Origin of the sequence: Streptomyces sp. NBC_01723 (assembly GCF_036246005.1) — a bacterium.
Taxonomy (GTDB): domain Bacteria; phylum Actinomycetota; class Actinomycetes; order Streptomycetales; family Streptomycetaceae; genus Streptomyces.
On sequence record NZ_CP109171.1, the window covers coordinates 5,759,689 to 5,776,031 of the forward strand.

Genomic DNA, 16,343 nt, shown 5'->3' on the forward strand with positions numbered 1-16,343 from the left:
GCCGACATGAACGCACGAGGTGCGATGGGCAGGTACGGCGAGACACTCGCCGCCCGCCGGCTGACCGGAGCCGGCATGACGGTCCTGGAGCGCAATTGGCGCTGCGGCAGGACCGGCGAGATCGACATCGTGGCCCGGGACGGGGACGTCCTGGTCGTCTGCGAGGTCAAGACGCGCAGGGGCGGCTCCTTCGAACACCCGATGGCCGCGGTGACCCCCGAGAAGGCGGGCCGGCTGCGGCGGCTCGCCGAGCGCTGGATCCAGACCCATGGCGGAGCCCCACCCGGCGGTGTGCGCATCGACCTGGTGGGCGTCCTCCTCCCGCAGCGCGGCGCCCCCGTGGTCGAGCACGCCCGGGGGGTGGCGTGATGGGGTTCGCGCGTACGTGCTCCGTGGCGCTCGTCGGCGTCGAGGGCGTGGTGGTCGAGGTCCAGGCCGACCTCGAACCGGGCGTGGCGGCGTTCACCCTGGTGGGGCTGCCGGACAAGAGCCTCACCGAGAGCCGGGACCGGGTGCGGGCCGCGGTGGTGAACTCGGGCGCCGAGTGGCCGCAGAAGAAGCTGACGGTGGGACTCAGCCCGGCGTCGGTCCCGAAGAGCGGCAGTGGCTTCGACCTGGCCGTCGCCGCCGCCGTCCTGGGTGCCGCCGAGCGGATCGACCCGCGGGTGCTCGCGGACATCGTCATGGTCGGGGAGCTGGGCCTGGACGGCCGGGTGCGGCCGGTGCGCGGCATCCTGCCCGCGGTGCTGGCCGCGGCGGAGGCGGGCTACGAGCAGGTGGTCGTGCCCGAGTGCGCCGCCGCCGAGGCGTCCCTGGTGCCGGGGGTGTCGGTGCTCGGCGTACGCAGCCTGCGCCAGCTGATCGCCGTCCTCGCCGACGAGCCCGTGCCGGAGGAGGAACAGGACCAGCCGGGCCGCCCCGATCCGCTCCTCGCCGGCCTGCGCATGCCCGGCACGGGCGCCGCCACCGGCATGCACAGCATGGGCGCCGCCCAGTACGACCAGGGGCACGACCTCGCGGACGTGGTGGGCCAGGGGTCGGCGCGTACGGCGGTGGAGGTCGCCGCGGCCGGGGGACATCACCTGTTCCTGGAGGGACCGCCCGGCGCCGGGAAGACCATGCTCGCCGAGCGGCTGCCCGCCATCCTGCCCCGGCTCACCCGGCCGGAGTCCCTGGAGGTCACGGCCGTGCACTCGGTGGCGGGCCTGCTGCCGCCGGGCAAGCCCCTGATCGACGTGGCTCCCTACTGCGCACCGCACCATTCGGCCACGATGCAGGCCCTCGTCGGCGGCGGACCCGGCGTCGCGCGGCCCGGCGCGGTCTCGCTGGCACACCGGGGGGTCCTGTTCCTGGACGAGACCCCCGAGTTCGGCAGCCATGTCCTGGACGCCCTTCGGCAGCCGCTGGAGGCCGGGCACGTCGTCATCGCGCGCAGTGCGGGCGTGGTGCGCTTCCCGGCCCGGTTCCTGATGGTGCTCGCGGCCAATCCGTGCCCGTGCGGCCGGTTCTCGCAGCGGGAGGACCTCTGCGAGTGTCCGCCCTCGGCGATCCGCCGGTACCAGGCCAGGCTGTCCGGTCCGCTGCTCGACCGGGTCGACCTCCGTGTCGAGGTCGACCGGGTCACCCGCGGCCAGCTGACCGGGAACGGAACCCGCGGGGATGCCACCGCGACCGTCGCCGACCGGGTGGCGGCGGCCCGGGCGCGGGCGTCCGCGCGCCTCACGGGCACGCCGTGGCTCTCCAACAGCGAGGTACCGGGCCGCGAGTTGCGCAGCCGCTGGCACGCCGCGCCGGGCGCGCTGGACGAGGCGGAGCGCAGCCTGGAACGCGGGGTACTCACCGCCCGCGGTCTCGACCGCGTCCTGCGCGTCGCCTGGACCGTCGCGGACCTCGTCGGCCACGACCGCCCCGACGCGGGGGACGTCGCCCTCGCACTCCAACTGCGCACCGGGGTGCCACGCGGCGTGCCGATGGCTCTGGGAGCGCTGACGTGAGCGGGCGCGATGCGCTGCCGGGTGTGTGCGGGGGCGCTGCCGAGGGCGCCCTCGCCTCGGGCGGGAGTACCGGGCCCGGGGGAGAGTGGTGGGCTGAGGACGCGACGCCCGGAGGAGAGGACATGACCGCGGGTGGTGCCCCGCCCGACGGGGGCGCTGAGGTCCCGACCGGCTCTGCGGGCGGGGCCGGGGACACGGCGGGCGAGGTGCGCGCGGTCGGCGGGGTCGGCGGGGCTCGGGACGCTCCGGGCAGAGTCTCTCCGGTCTCGCCGGCCTCGCCGGTCTGCCCAGTCTCTCCGGCCTCCCCGGCCGTCGGAGACGGCGTGGATCGAGGCGTAGCCCCGGCTGCGGTGGCAGCGGTAGCCAGCCCGGCCCGGGAGGGCGCCGTGGACTCCGATCTGCTCGGCCGGGTCTTCCTGACCCGGGTCATCGAGCCCGGCGACGAGACCGGCGGGCGGTGGGTGCGGGAGCGCGGCGTCGCGGAGGTGGTGCGGCGACTGCGTGAGGGCGCGCGTGCCCTGCCGGGGGTGAGCGCGAAACGGTGGGCCGGGCTGTGCGCGCGGGCGGGCCGGGCCGACCCCCGAAGGGACCTGGCCGTCGCGCGCGCCGCCGGCGTGCGCTTCGTGGCACCCGGCACCGCCGAGTGGCCGGGGCAGCTCGACGACCTCGGGGACGCCCGGCCGCTCGGACTCTGGGTGCGCGGCACGCCCAGCCTGCGCATGTGGGCGCTGCGCTCCGTGGCCGTGGTCGGCGCCCGTGCCTGCACCGAGTACGGCGCTCACATGGCGGCCACCCTCGCCGCCGGCCTCGCCGAGCGGGGCTGGGTGGTGGTGTCCGGCGGCGCCTACGGGGTCGACGGCGCCGCCCACCGGGGCGCCCTCGGCGCGGGCGGAGCCACCGCCGCCGTGCTGGCCTGCGGAGTCGACCGGCCCTACCCGCCGGGGCACACCGGGCTGATCACCAGGATCGCCGAGCAGGGCCTGGTCGTCGGCGAGCTGCCACCCGGTGATCATCCGACGCCGAGCAGATTCATCCTGCGCAACCGCGTGATCGCCGCGCTCACCCGGGGCACCGTCGTCGTCGAGGCCGCCTACCGCAGCGGTTCGCTGGCCACGGCCCGGGCCGCGCAACGCCTGGGCCGGCACACGATGGGTGTGCCCGGGCCCGCCACCAGCGCGCTGTCCGCGGGCGTGCACGAACTGCTGCGCGGCGACGCCGTGCTCGTCAGCGACGCCGCCGAGGTCGTCGAACTGGTCGGCGACATGGGGGAGCTGTCCCCGGAGCGGCGCGGGCCGGTCCTGCCAACCGACCTCCTGGAACCCCGGACCCGCCACGTACTGGCCGGACTGCCCGCGCGCGGCACGGCGACGGCGGCCGAGGCGGCACGCCGTGCGCAGACCACGCAGGACGACGCGATCGCGAGACTGTACGAGCTTCGAGCGCTTGGTTACGTCGAACGACACGGCGACGGCTGGAAGTTGACACGCCAGGCGATGATCTCGGTCCGCGAGGGTCGGAGCCCCTGCTGACGCACCGTGTTCGGCCGTCCGGGGGAACCCCGACGCCCGTGGGAAATCTGGCAGTTGAGGTATTCGAGTGATCACGCAGAGCGATCATCGTCCCCCCTGTGGAGCGTTCAGCGGAACGTATCTGCGCACGCTCCCCACCCCCTCCTTCGCACAACGCGACGGTACAGTCACGCTACGCTCACGAGGGCCTCACGAACACGACCGACAACAGGCGACCACCAGACAGCAGACCGGCGGCCTCAGGCGCACCACATCACGGCAGAACGGCACAAGGCGACGAATGCCCCAGCACACCTCCGGGTCCGACCGGGCGGCGGTCCCCCCAGCCGCCCGCGACGGCGGCAGCGTGCGACCGTCCGCCCCCTCGACGCTCGACGAGCTGTGGCGGTCGTACAAGGCGACGGGGGACGAGCGGCTGCGGGAACAGCTGATCCTGCACTACTCGCCCCTGGTGAAGTACGTGGCGGGCCGGGTCAGCGTGGGGCTGCCGCCCAACGTCGAACAGGCCGACTTCGTCTCCTCCGGTGTGTTCGGGCTGATCGACGCGATCGAGAAGTTCGACGTCGACCGCGAGATCAAGTTCGAGACGTACGCCATCACCCGGATCCGCGGCGCGATGATCGACGAACTGCGCGCGCTGGACTGGATCCCCCGCTCGGTGCGGCAGAAGGCGCGCAACGTGGAGCGCGCCTACGCGACGCTGGAGGCACGGCTGCGCCGCACCCCCTCGGAGAGCGAGGTGGCCGTGGAGATGGGGATCGCGGTCGACGACCTCCACGCGGTCTTCAGCCAGTTGTCGCTGGCCAACGTGGTGGCCCTGGAGGAGCTGCTGCACGCGGGGAGCGAGGGCGGCGACCGGCTCAGCCTCATGGACACCCTGGAGGACACCGCCGCCGACAATCCCGTGGAGGTCGCCGAGGGCCGTGAGCTGCGCCGGCTGCTGGCGCGGGCGATCAACACGCTGCCGGAGCGCGAGAAGACCGTCGTCACCCTGTACTACTACGAGGGCCTCACGCTGGCCGAGATCGGCAACGTGCTGGGTGTGACCGAGAGCCGGGTCAGCCAGATCCACACCAAGTCGGTGTTGCAGCTGCGCGCCAAGCTGGCCGGGTTCGGCCGTTGAGCTGGGCTTATGGCATCGCGACGCCGGCCGTCGCGCCCCGCTCGACGGCTGTGCGGTCGCGTGACCGTCTCCCGTACGGGGTGACGCGTCCGTAAAGTGGTGGCGTGCCAAGGATTCGAGCGGCCTCCGTGGCCGAGCACCGGTCGATGCAGCGTGCCGCCCTGCTGGACGCGGCACGCTCCCTGCTGTCCGACGGCGGAACGGAGGCGCTGACCTTCCCCGCCCTCGCCGAACGGACGGGCCTCGCCCGGTCGTCGGTCTACGAGTACTTCCGGTCCCGCGCGGCCGTCGTCGAGGAGCTGTGCGCCGTCGACTTCCCGGTCTGGGCTGCCGAGGTCGAGGCGGCGATGGAGCGCGAGGCGACCCCCGAGGCCAAGGTCGAGGCGTATGTGCGCAAGCAGCTCGACCTGGTCGGGGACCGGCGCCACCGCGCGGTCGTGGCCATCTCCGCCAGTGAGCTGGACGCCGGTGCGCGGGAGAAGATCCGGGCGGCGCACGGCGGGCTGATCGCCATGATCGTCGAGGCGCTGGCGGAGATGGGCCACGCCGAGCCCAGGCTCGCGGCGATGCTGCTGCAGGGCGTCGTGGACGCGGCCGTGCGGCGGATCGAACTGGGCGCGGCCGAGGAGCCCGAGGCGATCACCCGGGCGGCGGTCTCCATGGCGCTGCGGGGCGTGCGCGGCTGATCGCCGGCTGCTCTCCGGACCGGTCTTCGGACGGGTCTGCGGACCGCTCTTCGGGCGGGTCTGCTGACCGGTCCCCGGACTGCCCTTCGGACTGTTCATCCGGCAGCGGCACCCCCAGGACCGGCAGCAGTCTCGACGGCCCCGAGTCCAGCAGCCACGGCGGGAGCAGGGACAGCGGGTCGAGGTAGACGTCCCCGCGCAGCAGGCCCCAGTGCAGGCAGGCCGTGCAGTGCGAGCCCGTCGGCTCGACCGCGCCGAGCACCTCGCCCGCCGCCACCTCGTCGCCCTCGCGTACCGAGGCCGCGACCGGCTCGTACGTGGTGCGCAGGGGCGGGTCGCCGGTACCCGTCAGTTCGAGTGAGACGACGCCCCTGCCCGCCACCCGCCCCGCGAAGGACACCCGCCCCGCCGCCACCGCCCGCACCGGGGCGCCGCCCGCCGCGGCGAGGTCCACGCCCCGGTGACCAGGACCGTAGGCGTCCGCCGGGGGCTCCCACCCCCGCAGGACCGCGGGCCGGGTGCCCACCGGCCACCACCGGGCCACGGCCGGCACCGCCGGATCCGGACCCCGCCCCACGTCCGACGACGGCACCACCGACGCCGCCCGCACGGCGCCGAACGGCGCCGGGGCCAGGACGGCCGACAGCAGCACCACCCACATAAACGCACACACGCACGCACTCACGCTTCGCCTCGCTCGCATGCGAGAACCGTCCCGCGCGGAGCGAGCCTCCGTGCGGGCCTGTGGACCACCGCCCGGTTGTGGACAGCCGCGTCACCCGGTACCCCTCCGGTCCCGTACACTTCTGGTGGCGATCCGGGTCACCGGGTCGACTTCGCACGCCCCGACACGACGCCTTCCAAGGCGCGTGTCAGCGCCCCTCGGTCCCTTGCGGCACGGCGCACAGCGGGCGTCAGGCGCGGAAGCCGTCCGGCTTGCGCGGCACAACCGAGAAAACCAAGGAGAACGGCCATGGCCGTCGTCACGATGCGGGAGCTGCTGGAAAGCGGCGTCCACTTCGGTCACCAGACCCGTCGCTGGAACCCGAAGATGAAGCGCTTCATCTTCACCGAGCGCAACGGCATCTACATCATCGACCTGCTCCAGTCGCTGTCGTACATCGACCGCGCCTACGAGTTCGTCAAGGAGACCGTCGCCCACGGCGGCACGGTCATGTTCGTCGGCACGAAGAAGCAGGCGCAGGAGGCCATCGCCGAGCAGGCCACCCGCGTCGGCATGCCCTACGTCAACCAGCGCTGGCTGGGCGGCATGCTCACCAACTTCTCGACCGTCTACAAGCGCCTGCAGCGCCTGAAGGAGCTCGAGCAGATCGACTTCGAGGACGTGGCCGCCTCCGGCCTCACCAAGAAGGAGCTGCTGGTCCTCTCCCGCGAGAAGGCCAAGCTGGAGAAGACCCTCGGCGGTATCCGCGAGATGTCCAAGGTGCCCAGCGCCGTCTGGATCGTGGACACCAAGAAGGAGCACATCGCGGTCGGCGAGGCCCGGAAGCTCAACATCCCGGTCGTCGCCATCCTCGACACCAACTGCGACCCCGACGAGGTCGACTACAAGATCCCGGGCAACGACGACGCGATCCGCTCCGTCACCCTGCTCACCCGCGTGATCGCCGACGCCGTCGCCGAGGGCCTCATCGCCCGCTCCGGTGCCGCCGGTGGTGCCAAGGGTGAGAAGGCCGCCGGCGAGCCGCTCGCCGAGTGGGAGCGCGACCTGCTCGAGGGCGAGAAGAAGGACGAGGCCGTCGAGGCCGCCGCCGAGGCGCCCGCCCCCGACGCCAAGGTCTCCGAGGCTGTCGAGGAGGCCGCCACCGAGGTGGCCGCCGACGAGGCCGAGAAGCCCGCCGAGGCCCCCGCCGCCGAGGCGCCCGCCGCGGACGCCGAGCAGGCCTGACCCCTCACCACCTTCGGGTTCTGGACGGCGGGGGCCCACGAAGCCCCCGCCGTCCGGCCCGTAGATCTTCGGACTTCGAGAGAGATTCCTGAATCATGGCGAACTACACCGCCGCCGACGTCAAGAAGCTTCGTGAGCTCACCGGCGCCGGCATGATGGACTGCAAGAAGGCGCTGGACGAGGCCGAGGGCAACGTCGAGAAGGCCGTCGAGGCGCTCCGTATCAAGGGCCAGAAGGGCGTGGCCAAGCGCGAGGGCCGCTCCGCCGAGAACGGTGCCGTCGTCTCGATCATCGCCGACGACAACACCTCCGGTGTCCTGGTCGAGCTGAAGTGCGAGACGGACTTCGTCGCCAAGGGTGATAAGTTCCAGAACGTGGCCAAGGCCATCGCCGAGCACGTCGCCAAGGCCGCCCCGGCGGACCTGGAGGCCCTGCTCGCCTCCGAGATCGAGGCCGGCAAGACCGTCCAGGCCTACGTGGACGAGGCCAACGCCAACCTCGGCGAGAAGATCGTCCTGGACCGCTTCGCGCAGTTCTCCGGCGGCTTCGTGACCGCGTACATGCACCGCACGATGCCCGACCTGCCCCCGCAGATCGGTGTCCTCGTCGAGCTGGACAAGCAGACCGACGAGGCCGCTGCGATCGCCAAGGGCGTCGCCCAGCACATCGCCGCCTTCGCGCCGAAGTACCTCTCCAAGGAGGACGTCCCGGCCGAGGTCGTCGAGTCCGAGCGCCGCGTCGCCGAGGAGACCACCCGCGCCGAGGGCAAGCCCGAGGCCGCCCTGCCGAAGATCGTCGAGGGTCGCCTCAACGGCTTCTTCAAGGACGCGACCCTGCTGGGTCAGCCCTACGCCCTGGACAACAAGAAGTCCGTCCAGAAGGTGCTGGAAGAGGCCGGTGTCACCCTGAAGCGCTTCTCGCGCATCAAGGTCGGCATCTGAGTCCGTACCGCGACGGACGCTCGACCCCGGTAGGGTCGACAGCAGTCGTCGGCGCCGTTCGCGCAGCCCGTGGCGCACGCGCGCGTGGCGGCGGACGACAGCAGATCTGACGAGGAGGCCATTGCCGCGTATGGGATGCGAAACACGCCCCCACCGGCAGTGGCCTCCTTCGTGTGTGTGACCCACGTAAAAGAGGCGAGATCTCCATGACCACCAAGGCCGAGAAGAGCGACGACGGCAAAGTACGCGGCCGCTTCATGCTGAAGCTGTCCGGAGAGGCCTTCTCCGGCGGTGGCGGCCTGGGCGTCGACCCCGACGTGGTGCACGCCATCGCCCGCGAGATCGCGGCCGTCGTACGCGACGGCGCCGAGATCGCCGTCGTCATCGGCGGCGGCAACTTCTTCCGCGGGGCCGAACTCCAGGTGCGCGGCATGGACCGCGCCCGCTCCGACTACATGGGCATGCTCGGCACCGTGATGAACTGCCTGGCCCTCCAGGACTTCCTGGAGAAGGAGGGCGTCGACTGCCGCGTGCAGACCGCCATCACCATGGGCCAGGTCGCCGAGCCGTACATCCCGCTGCGCGCGGTGCGCCACCTGGAGAAGGGCCGCGTGGTCATCTTCGGCGCCGGAATGGGCATGCCGTACTTCTCCACCGACACCACCGCCGCCCAGCGCGCCCTGGAGATCGACGCCGAGGCGCTGCTCATGGGCAAGAACGGCGTGGACGGGGTCTACGACTCCGACCCCAAGACCAACCCGGACGCCGTGAAGTTCGACGCGCTCGGCTACGGCGAGGTCATCACCCGCGACCTCAAGGTCGCCGACGCCACCGCCGTCACGCTCTGCCGCGACAACAGCCTCCCGATCGTGGTCTTCGAGCTGTTGAAGGAGGGCAATATCGCCCGCGCCGTCAAGGGTGAGAAGATCGGCACGCTCGTGGGTGACCAGGGCACCCGGGACTGACCGGAGAACACCCCCTGTCCGCGGACGCCACCTGTCCGGGGGACGGACGGGACGGGGCCGGGCCGGGGGATGGACAATGTCCCGCCGGTCGGGAACCGTGCAGGAAGAACGCGACGCAGCCGGCCGCGTCCCGCCAGGGGACCGCAGCCGGGCCTACTCAAGACACGCAGGAGCAAGTGGTGATCGAAGAGACCCTCCTCGAGGCCGAGGAGAAGATGGAGAAGGCCGTCGTGGTCGCCAAGGAGGACTTCGCCGCGATCCGCACCGGCCGTGCGCACCCGGCGATGTTCAACAAGATCGTGGCCGACTACTACGGCGCGCTGACGCCGATCAACCAGCTGGCCTCGTTCTCCGTGCCCGAGCCGCGCATGGCCGTGGTGACGCCCTTCGACAAGAGCGCCCTGCGCAACATCGAACAGGCGATCCGCGACTCCGACCTGGGCGTCAACCCGAGCAACGACGGCAACATCATCCGAGTGGTGTTCCCCGAGCTGACCGAGGAGCGCCGCCGCGAGTACATCAAGGTCGCCAAGACCAAGGGCGAGGACGCCAAGGTGTCCATCCGCTCCGTGCGCCGCAAGGCCAAGGACGCCATCGACAAGCTGATCAAGGACGGCGAGGTCGGCGAGGACGAGGGCCGTCGTGCGGAGAGCGAGCTCGAGCAGACCACCTCGAAGTACGTCGCCCAGGTGGACGAGCTCCTGAAGCACAAGGAAGCGGAGCTGCTCGAGGTCTGATGAACGACTCTTCCTGGGGAGCGCCGCCACAAGCCGGGTACTGGGGGCCGTCCGACGGGGGACCTGTCCAGGGCGCTGCCCCGGCGGGTCCCGCATACGATGCGCAGTACGCGCAACAGACTCGCCCCATGCCCATCGTGCCCGACGTACCCGAACACGGCGGTGACCAGGACGACGACCGGGGGGCCGCTCGGGCGAGCGGTCCCCTGTTCCAGAACCCGCCGGCGCAGCCGTACGCGGCGGTGCCGCAGAATCCGGAGCCCATGCCCGACGCCCCGCAGCCGGCGCAGCCACAGCCGCCGCCGAAGAAGACGGCGGGGCGCGACCTGGGCGCGGCGATAGGGGTCGGCGTCGGACTCGGCGCCGTCATCATCGCGTCGCTGTTCGTCGTCAAGGCCGTCTTCGTCGGCGTGGTCGCGGTCGCGGTCGTCGTGGGCCTGTGGGAGCTGACCAAGCGGCTGGAGGAGCGCAAGGGCATCAAGGCGCCGCTCGTGCCGCTGGCGATCGGCGGCGCGGCGATGGTGGTCGCCGGGTACGCGCGAGGAGCCGAGGGCGCGTGGGTCGCCATGGCGCTCACGGCGCTGGCGGTGCTCGTGTGGCGGATGACCGAGCCGCCGGAGGGCTACCTCAAGGACGTCACGGCAGGTCTGTTCGCGGCGTTCTACGTGCCCTTCCTGGCCACGTTCGTCACGATGATGCTGATGGCCGACGACGGTGCGCAGCGCGTGCTGACCTTCCTGTTGCTCACGGTCGTCAGCGACACCGGCGCCTATGCCGTCGGGTGGCGCTTCGGCAGGACCAAGCTCGCCCCGCGCATCAGCCCCGGCAAGACCCGCGAGGGCCTGCTGGGAGCGGTGGCCTTCGCGATGGCGGCGGGCGCGCTGTGCATGCAGTTCATGATCGAGGACGGCGTCTGGTGGCAGGGTCTGCTGCTCGGCCTCGCGGTCGCCGTCAGCGCCACGCTGGGCGACCTCGGCGAGTCCATGATCAAGCGGGACCTCGGCATCAAGGACATGGGCACCCTCCTGCCGGGCCACGGCGGCATCATGGACCGCCTGGACTCCCTCCTGCCGACGGCACCGGTGGTCTGGCTCCTGCTGGTGATCTTCGTCGGCTCCGGCTGATCCGGCCGGCGTGAGCCCGCAGGGCCGGTTTCACCTGCACGTTCTTCGACGAGAGACCCGTTGTCCACAGGGCGGCGGGTCTCTTCTCATATGTCTGCGACACTGGTACAGCCATGCCTAAGCCCGGAGAACTCACATTCGTCGCCCCCCGCGGAGCCAAGAAGCCGCCGCGGCACCTTGCCGACCTCACGCCCGCCGAGCGTAAAGAGGCCGTCGTCGCCGCCGGCGAGAAGGCCTTTCGTGCGAAGCAGCTCTCGCAGCACTACTTCGCGCGGTACGCGCACGACCCCGAGCAGTGGACCGACATCCCCGCCGGTTCGCGCGAGGAGCTCCGGGAGGCGCTGCTGCCCGAGCTGATGACGGTCGTCCGGCATCTGTCGACCGACCAGGGCACCACCCGCAAGACGCTCTGGAAGCTGTTCGACGGGACGCTCGTCGAGTCGGTGCTCATGCGCTACCCGGACCGGGTGACCATGTGCATCAGCTCCCAGGCCGGTTGCGGTATGAACTGCCCGTTCTGCGCCACGGGACAGGCCGGTCTGGACCGGAACCTGTCGACGGCCGAGATCGTGCACCAGATCGTGGACGGGATGCGGGCGCTCAGGGACGGCGAGGTCCCCGGAGGTCCGGCCCGGCTCAGCAACATCGTGTTCATGGGCATGGGCGAGCCCCTGGCCAACTACAACCGGGTCGTCGGCTCCATCCGCCGGCTCACCGACCCGGAGCCGGACGGGCTGGGGCTCTCCCAGCGCGGCATCACCGTCTCCACGGTCGGTCTCGTCCCGGCGATCAACCGCTTCACCGGCGAGGGCTTCAAGTGCCGCCTCGCCATCTCGCTGCACGCCCCCGACGACGAGCTTCGCGATACCCTCGTCCCCGTCAACACGCGCTGGAAGGTGCGTGAGGTGCTGGACGCCGGGTTCGAGTACGCCGCGAAGTCCGGGCGCCGGCTCTCCATCGAGTACGCGCTGATCAGGGACATCAACGACCAGGCGTGGCGGGGCGACCGCCTCGGGCGGCTGCTCAAGGGCCGGCCGGTGCACGTCAACCTCATCCCGCTCAACCCCACGCCCGGCTCGAAGTGGACCGCGTCGCGGCCCGAGGACGAGAAGGCGTTCGTGGAGGCGATCGCGGCGCACGGTGTGCCGGTGACGATCCGGGACACCCGTGGCCAGGAGATCGACGGGGCGTGTGGTCAGCTCGCCGCGAGCGAGCGGTAACCTGACCGGCGTCAGTACATCGTCACAGTAACCACATCTTCATATTCCGACAGGGGAGCGCCACAGCGCTGAGAGTGCGGCACCGGCCGCAGACCCTCCGAACCTGGCCCAGGTCATTCTGGGTAGGGAGATCGGTCACCACTCGAGCTGTTGCGCCCTGCCCGGGACCCTCACCAGGGGTCGCGGGCGGGGCCGCGTCTTCTCCTGGTCACCCAGGAGGAATCAGTGAGCATCACCAAGAAGGTCACCGTCCTGGCCGTCGGTCTTGGCATGGTCGGCGGCCTGGCCGCGTGCGGGTCGTCGTCCGACGAAGGGCAGGGTTCCGGCGACTCCAAGACCGTGACCCTGGTCAGCCACGACTCGTGGGCCGCTTCGAAGGACGTCATCGCGGCCTTCGAGAAGAGCTCCGGCTACAAGGTCAGGGTCCTGGAGGACGGCGACGCCGGGCAGGCCGTCAACAAGGCCGTCCTCACCAAGGACAACCCGCAGGGCGACGTCTTCTTCGGCGTCGACAACACCCTGCTCTCCCGCGCCCTCGACAACGGGCTGTTCCAGCCGTACCGGGCGAAGGGCTCCGACCTGGTCCTGCCCGAGTACCGGGCCGACCAGGACAAGCACCGGGTCACGCCCGTCGACACCGGTGACGTCTGCGTCAACTACGACAAGGCGTACTTCGAGAAGCACGGCCTGACCCCGCCGGACTCCTTCGACGACCTGGTCGAGCCGGAGTACAAGGACCTGCTCGTCACCGAGAACGCGGGCAGTTCCTCGCCCGGCCTCGGCTTCCTGCTCGGCACCGCGGCCAAGTACGGGGACGACGGGTGGGAGGGCTACTGGAAGAAGCTCGAGGCGAACGGCGTCAAGGTCGTCGACAGCTGGGAGCAGGCCTACAACGAGGAGTTCTCCGGCTCGGCCGGGGGCAAGAAGGCCAAGGGCGACCGTCCGCTCGTCGTCTCCTACGCCTCCTCCCCGCCCGCCGAGGTGATCTACGCCGACCCGCAGCCGTCCACCGCGCCCACGGGCGTCGCCGACGGCACCTGCTTCCGCCAGGTCGAGTACGCGGGCCTGCTGAGCAACGCCAAGAACCCCGAGGGCGGCAAGGCACTCCTCGACTTTCTCATCGGCAAGCAGTTCCAGGACGACATGCCGCTGAACATGTTCGTGTACCCGGTGCGGGAGGGCGCGCAGATCCCCGAGGCGTTCGTGAAGTACGGGCCGCAGGCCAAGGACCCGCAGACCATGGACCCGGCGAAGATCGCCGACAATCGCGACCAGTGGGTCAAGTCGTGGACCTCGCTCGTACTGAAGTAGGCAGGGGCCCGGGCCGGACCCGGACCCTGCGCGGGAGCGCGGCGCGGCTCGCCCTGATGGTCGTGCCCGTCGCGTTCTTCGCGGTGTTCTTCGCCTACCCCGTCGCCGCGATCGTCTCGCGTGGTCTGGAGGTCGACGGCGCCTGGCAGTTCGGCCGGATCGGCGACGTGCTCGCCCAGTCCGACGTGCGGCACGTGCTGTGGTTCACGACCTGGCAGGCACTGGCGTCCACCGCGCTCACCCTGCTGATCGCACTGCCCGGCGCCTACGTCTTCGCCCGCTTCGACTTCCCCGGCAAGCAGGCGCTGCGGGCGGTGGTGACCGTGCCGTTCGTGCTGCCGACGGTCGTCGTGGGGACGGCGTTCCTGGCCCTGGTGGGGCGCGGCGGGCTGCTCGACGAGCTGTGGGGCGTACGGCTGGACACCACCGTCTGGGCCATCCTGCTCGCACACGTCTTCTTCAACTACGCCGTCGTCGTGCGCACCGTGGGCGGCCTGTGGGCGCAGCTCGACCCGCGGCAGGAGGAGGCCGCGCGGATGCTCGGCGCCTCCCGCCTGCGGGCCTGGCGGCAGGTCACGCTGCCCGCCCTCGCTCCCGCGGTGGCGGCCGCCGCGCTGATGGTCTTCCTGTTCACCTTCACCTCCTTCGGCGTCGTGCAGATCCTCGGCGGACCCGCCTTCTCCACCCTGGAGGTGGAGATCTACCGGCAGACGTCTCAGATCTTCGACCTGTCCACGGCGGCCGTGCTGACGCTGATCCAGTTCGCGGCGGTCGCCGCGGTCCTCGCCGTGCACGCCTGGACGGTACGGCGGCGGGAGAGCGCCCTGCGGCTGGTGGACGCCGCCACGACCGCGCGCAGGCCCCGGGGCACGGGCCAGTGGGCGCTGCTGGCCGGCGTCCTGGGCACCGTCGCGCTGCTGCTGGTGCTGCCGCTCGCCGTGCTGGTCCAGCGGTCGCTCGGCGCACCCGGCTTCGGCTACTACCGGGCGCTGACCAGTGCCGACGGCGGCACCTTCCTGGTCCCGCCGATCGAGGCCATCGGCAACTCCCTCCAGTACGCCGTCGCCGCCACCGCCATCGCCGTGGTGATCGGCGGTCTCGCCGCCGCCGCGCTCACCCGGCGGGACGCCGGCCGCTTCGTGCGGGGCTTCGACGCGCTGCTGATGCTGCCGCTCGGGGTGTCCGCCGTGACCGTCGGTTTCGGGTTCCTGATCGCGCTGGACGAACCGCCGCTGGACCTGCGCTCCTCCTGGATCCTGGTGCCGCTCGCCCAGGCGCTGGTCGGGGTCCCCTTCGTCGTACGGACCATGCTGCCCGTACTGCGGGCGGTGGACGGACGGCTGCGGGAGGCGGCGGCGGTGCTCGGGGCGTCGCCCTGGCGGGTGTGGCGGGAGGTGGACCTGCCGATGGTGCGGCGGGCGCTGCTGGTCGCGGCCGGGTTCGCCTTCGCCGTTTCCCTCGGGGAGTTCGGCGCGACGGTGTTCATCGCGCGGCCCGACAACCCGACGCTGCCGGTCGCCGTGGCGCGGCTGCTGGGCAGGCCCGGGGACATGAACTACGGCCAGGCCATGGCCCTTTCGACGATTCTGATGCTGGTGTGCGCCGTGGCGCTGGTGGTGCTGGAGCGGCTGCGCACCGACCGGAGCGGGGAGTTCTAGAGATGCGACTGGTTGTGCGGGTGATCCAGGGATGCTGCTGAACCTTGAGGGTGCGACCGTCCGCTTCGGCGGGCGGGCCGTGCTGGACGCCGTCGACCTGGAGGTCGCCGAGCACGAGGTGGTGTGCGTGCTCGGACCCAGTGGCAGCGGCAAGTCGACGCTGCTGCGCGCGGTGGCCGGGCTCCAGCCGCTGGACGCCGGGCGGGTGGCGCTCGACGGGCGGGACCAGTCCGGTGTGCCCGCGCACCGGCGCGAGCTGGGCCTGATGTTCCAGGACCACCAGCTGTTCCCGCAGCGGGACGTGGCCGGAAACATCGCCTTCGGGCCCCGGATGCGGGGCGCGTCCCGCGCCGAACAGCGGGACCGGGTGGAGGAGTTGCTGGAGCTGGTCGGGCTGCCGGGCGCCGGACGCCGGTCGGTCGCCGCGCTCTCGGGCGGCGAGCAGCAGCGGGTGGCCCTCGCCCGGGCGCTCGCGCCCCGGCCCCGGCTGCTGATGCTGGACGAGCCGCTCGGTCAGCTCGACCGCTCGCTGCGGGAGCGCCTCGTGGTCGAACTGCGGGAGCTGTTCGGCCGGTTGGGCACCACGGTGCTCGCCGTGACCCACGACCAGGGCGAGGCGTTCGCGCTCGCGGACCGGGTCGTGGTGATGCGGGACGGGCGGATCGCCCAGTCGGGGACGCCGCTCGGGGTGTGGCAGCGGCCGGCCGACGCCTTCGTGGCCCGTTTCCTCGGCTTCGACAACGTGGTGGAGGCGACCGTCGCCGGGCAGGTCGCGGACACGCCGTGGGGCAAGGTCCCGGTTCCCGAGGACGCCCTCCAGGGGACGCGGACGGTGCTCGTGCGGCCGGCCGGGGTCCGGATCGTCAGCGCCGACGCGGGCCTGCGGTGCACGGTCGCGGCCCGCACCTTCCGGGGCACCCATGTCGCCGTGCGCCTCCAGCCGGAGGACGCGCCGCGCCTGGAGGCGGCGTGCGCGCTGCGGGCGGCACCGGAGGTCGGGGACGCGGTCGGGGTGGAGTTCGACGCGGCGGAGGTCGTCGTGCTCGGCTGAGCGCGGGCCCGCGACGGGCGGCGCTTCCCGGACATGACGGTGGCCCGCCCCCGGACCGGGGACGGGCCACCGCCGCTGACCATCTGTGGGCGGGC

The 16,343-nt window shown here is 72.1% G+C and carries 15 protein-coding genes and 1 riboswitch; of the genes, 14 read left to right on the forward strand and 1 reads right to left on the reverse strand.

The window, feature by feature from the left end; all coding sequences use genetic code 11:
• Positions 1-6: 6 nt before the first annotated feature.
• The 5 genes from OIE75_RS26810 to OIE75_RS26830 all read left to right on the forward strand — a co-directional run bounded on the left by OIE75_RS26810 (position 7) and on the right by OIE75_RS26830 (position 5,332).
• The gene (locus OIE75_RS26810) at positions 7-369 is read left to right on the forward strand and encodes a YraN family protein (RefSeq protein ID WP_329472329.1); all 363 of its coding nucleotides are present in this window, start codon (positions 7-9) and stop codon (positions 367-369) included.
• Positions 369-1,994: a YifB family Mg chelatase-like AAA ATPase gene (locus tag OIE75_RS26815; protein WP_307015343.1), complete on the forward strand. Its 1,626-nt coding sequence runs from the start codon at positions 369-371 to the stop codon at positions 1,992-1,994. Before OIE75_RS26810 ends, OIE75_RS26815 begins: the two co-directional genes overlap by 1 nt.
• A 386-nt stretch (positions 1,995-2,380) precedes the next feature.
• A complete protein-coding gene (gene dprA / locus OIE75_RS26820; protein WP_329472330.1) occupies positions 2,381-3,523 on the forward strand; it encodes a DNA-processing protein DprA in 1,143 nt (380 codons plus the stop codon).
• Positions 3,524-3,803: 280 nt separating this feature from the next.
• Entirely contained in the window at positions 3,804-4,646 is an 843-nt protein-coding gene (gene whiG / locus OIE75_RS26825; protein ID WP_307015347.1) for an RNA polymerase sigma factor WhiG, read from the forward strand.
• 128 nt (positions 4,647-4,774) lie between these two features.
• A complete protein-coding gene (locus tag OIE75_RS26830) occupies positions 4,775-5,332 on the forward strand; it encodes a TetR/AcrR family transcriptional regulator (protein ID WP_307018151.1) in 558 nt (185 codons plus the stop codon).
• Here OIE75_RS26830 and OIE75_RS26835 read toward each other — a convergent pair.
• Entirely contained in the window at positions 5,286-5,993 is a 708-nt protein-coding gene (locus tag OIE75_RS26835; protein ID WP_329474063.1) for a murein hydrolase activator EnvC family protein, read from the reverse strand. The two genes, OIE75_RS26830 and OIE75_RS26835, sit on opposite strands and share 47 nt — an antisense overlap.
• Before the next feature lie 312 nt (positions 5,994-6,305).
• On the opposite strand from OIE75_RS26835, the gene rpsB reads away from it, so the two are divergent.
• From rpsB to OIE75_RS26880, 9 genes are all read left to right on the forward strand, one after another.
• Positions 6,306-7,241, forward strand: coding sequence for a 30S ribosomal protein S2 (rpsB, locus tag OIE75_RS26840; protein ID WP_307015350.1), 936 nt, complete (start codon positions 6,306-6,308; stop codon positions 7,239-7,241).
• Positions 7,242-7,336: 95 nt separating this feature from the next.
• Entirely contained in the window at positions 7,337-8,182 is an 846-nt protein-coding gene (gene tsf / locus OIE75_RS26845) for a translation elongation factor Ts (protein ID WP_329472331.1), read from the forward strand.
• 206 nt (positions 8,183-8,388) lie between these two features.
• Positions 8,389-9,147, forward strand: coding sequence for a UMP kinase (pyrH, locus tag OIE75_RS26850; RefSeq protein WP_064730053.1), 759 nt, complete (start codon positions 8,389-8,391; stop codon positions 9,145-9,147).
• 179 nt (positions 9,148-9,326) lie between these two features.
• Positions 9,327-9,884 carry a ribosome recycling factor gene (gene frr / locus OIE75_RS26855; RefSeq protein ID WP_307015353.1) on the forward strand — a complete coding sequence of 186 codons (558 nt, stop codon included), beginning with the start codon at positions 9,327-9,329 and terminating at the stop codon, positions 9,882-9,884.
• Positions 9,884-11,008, forward strand: a complete 1,125-nt coding sequence (locus OIE75_RS26860; protein ID WP_329472332.1) for a phosphatidate cytidylyltransferase — start codon at positions 9,884-9,886, stop codon at positions 11,006-11,008. The genes frr and OIE75_RS26860 overlap by 1 nt, the downstream gene beginning before the upstream one ends.
• 113 nt (positions 11,009-11,121) lie before the next feature.
• Positions 11,122-12,228 (forward strand): 23S rRNA (adenine(2503)-C(2))-methyltransferase RlmN, encoded by a 1,107-nt coding sequence (gene rlmN, locus OIE75_RS26865; RefSeq protein ID WP_329472333.1) that lies wholly within the window; start codon positions 11,122-11,124, stop codon positions 12,226-12,228.
• Between the two features lie 41 nt (positions 12,229-12,269).
• A riboswitch (TPP riboswitch) is annotated at positions 12,270-12,375 on the forward strand.
• 78 nt (positions 12,376-12,453) lie between these two features.
• Positions 12,454-13,539 (forward strand): thiamine ABC transporter substrate-binding protein, encoded by a 1,086-nt coding sequence (locus tag OIE75_RS26870; protein ID WP_329472334.1) that lies wholly within the window; start codon positions 12,454-12,456, stop codon positions 13,537-13,539.
• Positions 13,515-15,197 carry an ABC transporter permease gene (locus tag OIE75_RS26875; protein ID WP_443078452.1) on the forward strand — a complete coding sequence of 561 codons (1,683 nt, stop codon included), beginning with the start codon at positions 13,515-13,517 and terminating at the stop codon, positions 15,195-15,197. Before OIE75_RS26870 ends, OIE75_RS26875 begins: the two co-directional genes overlap by 25 nt.
• Before the next feature lie 31 nt (positions 15,198-15,228).
• Positions 15,229-16,248, forward strand: coding sequence for an ABC transporter ATP-binding protein (locus OIE75_RS26880; RefSeq protein WP_307015357.1), 1,020 nt, complete (start codon positions 15,229-15,231; stop codon positions 16,246-16,248).
• The last annotated feature ends 95 nt before the right edge of the window (positions 16,249-16,343 follow it).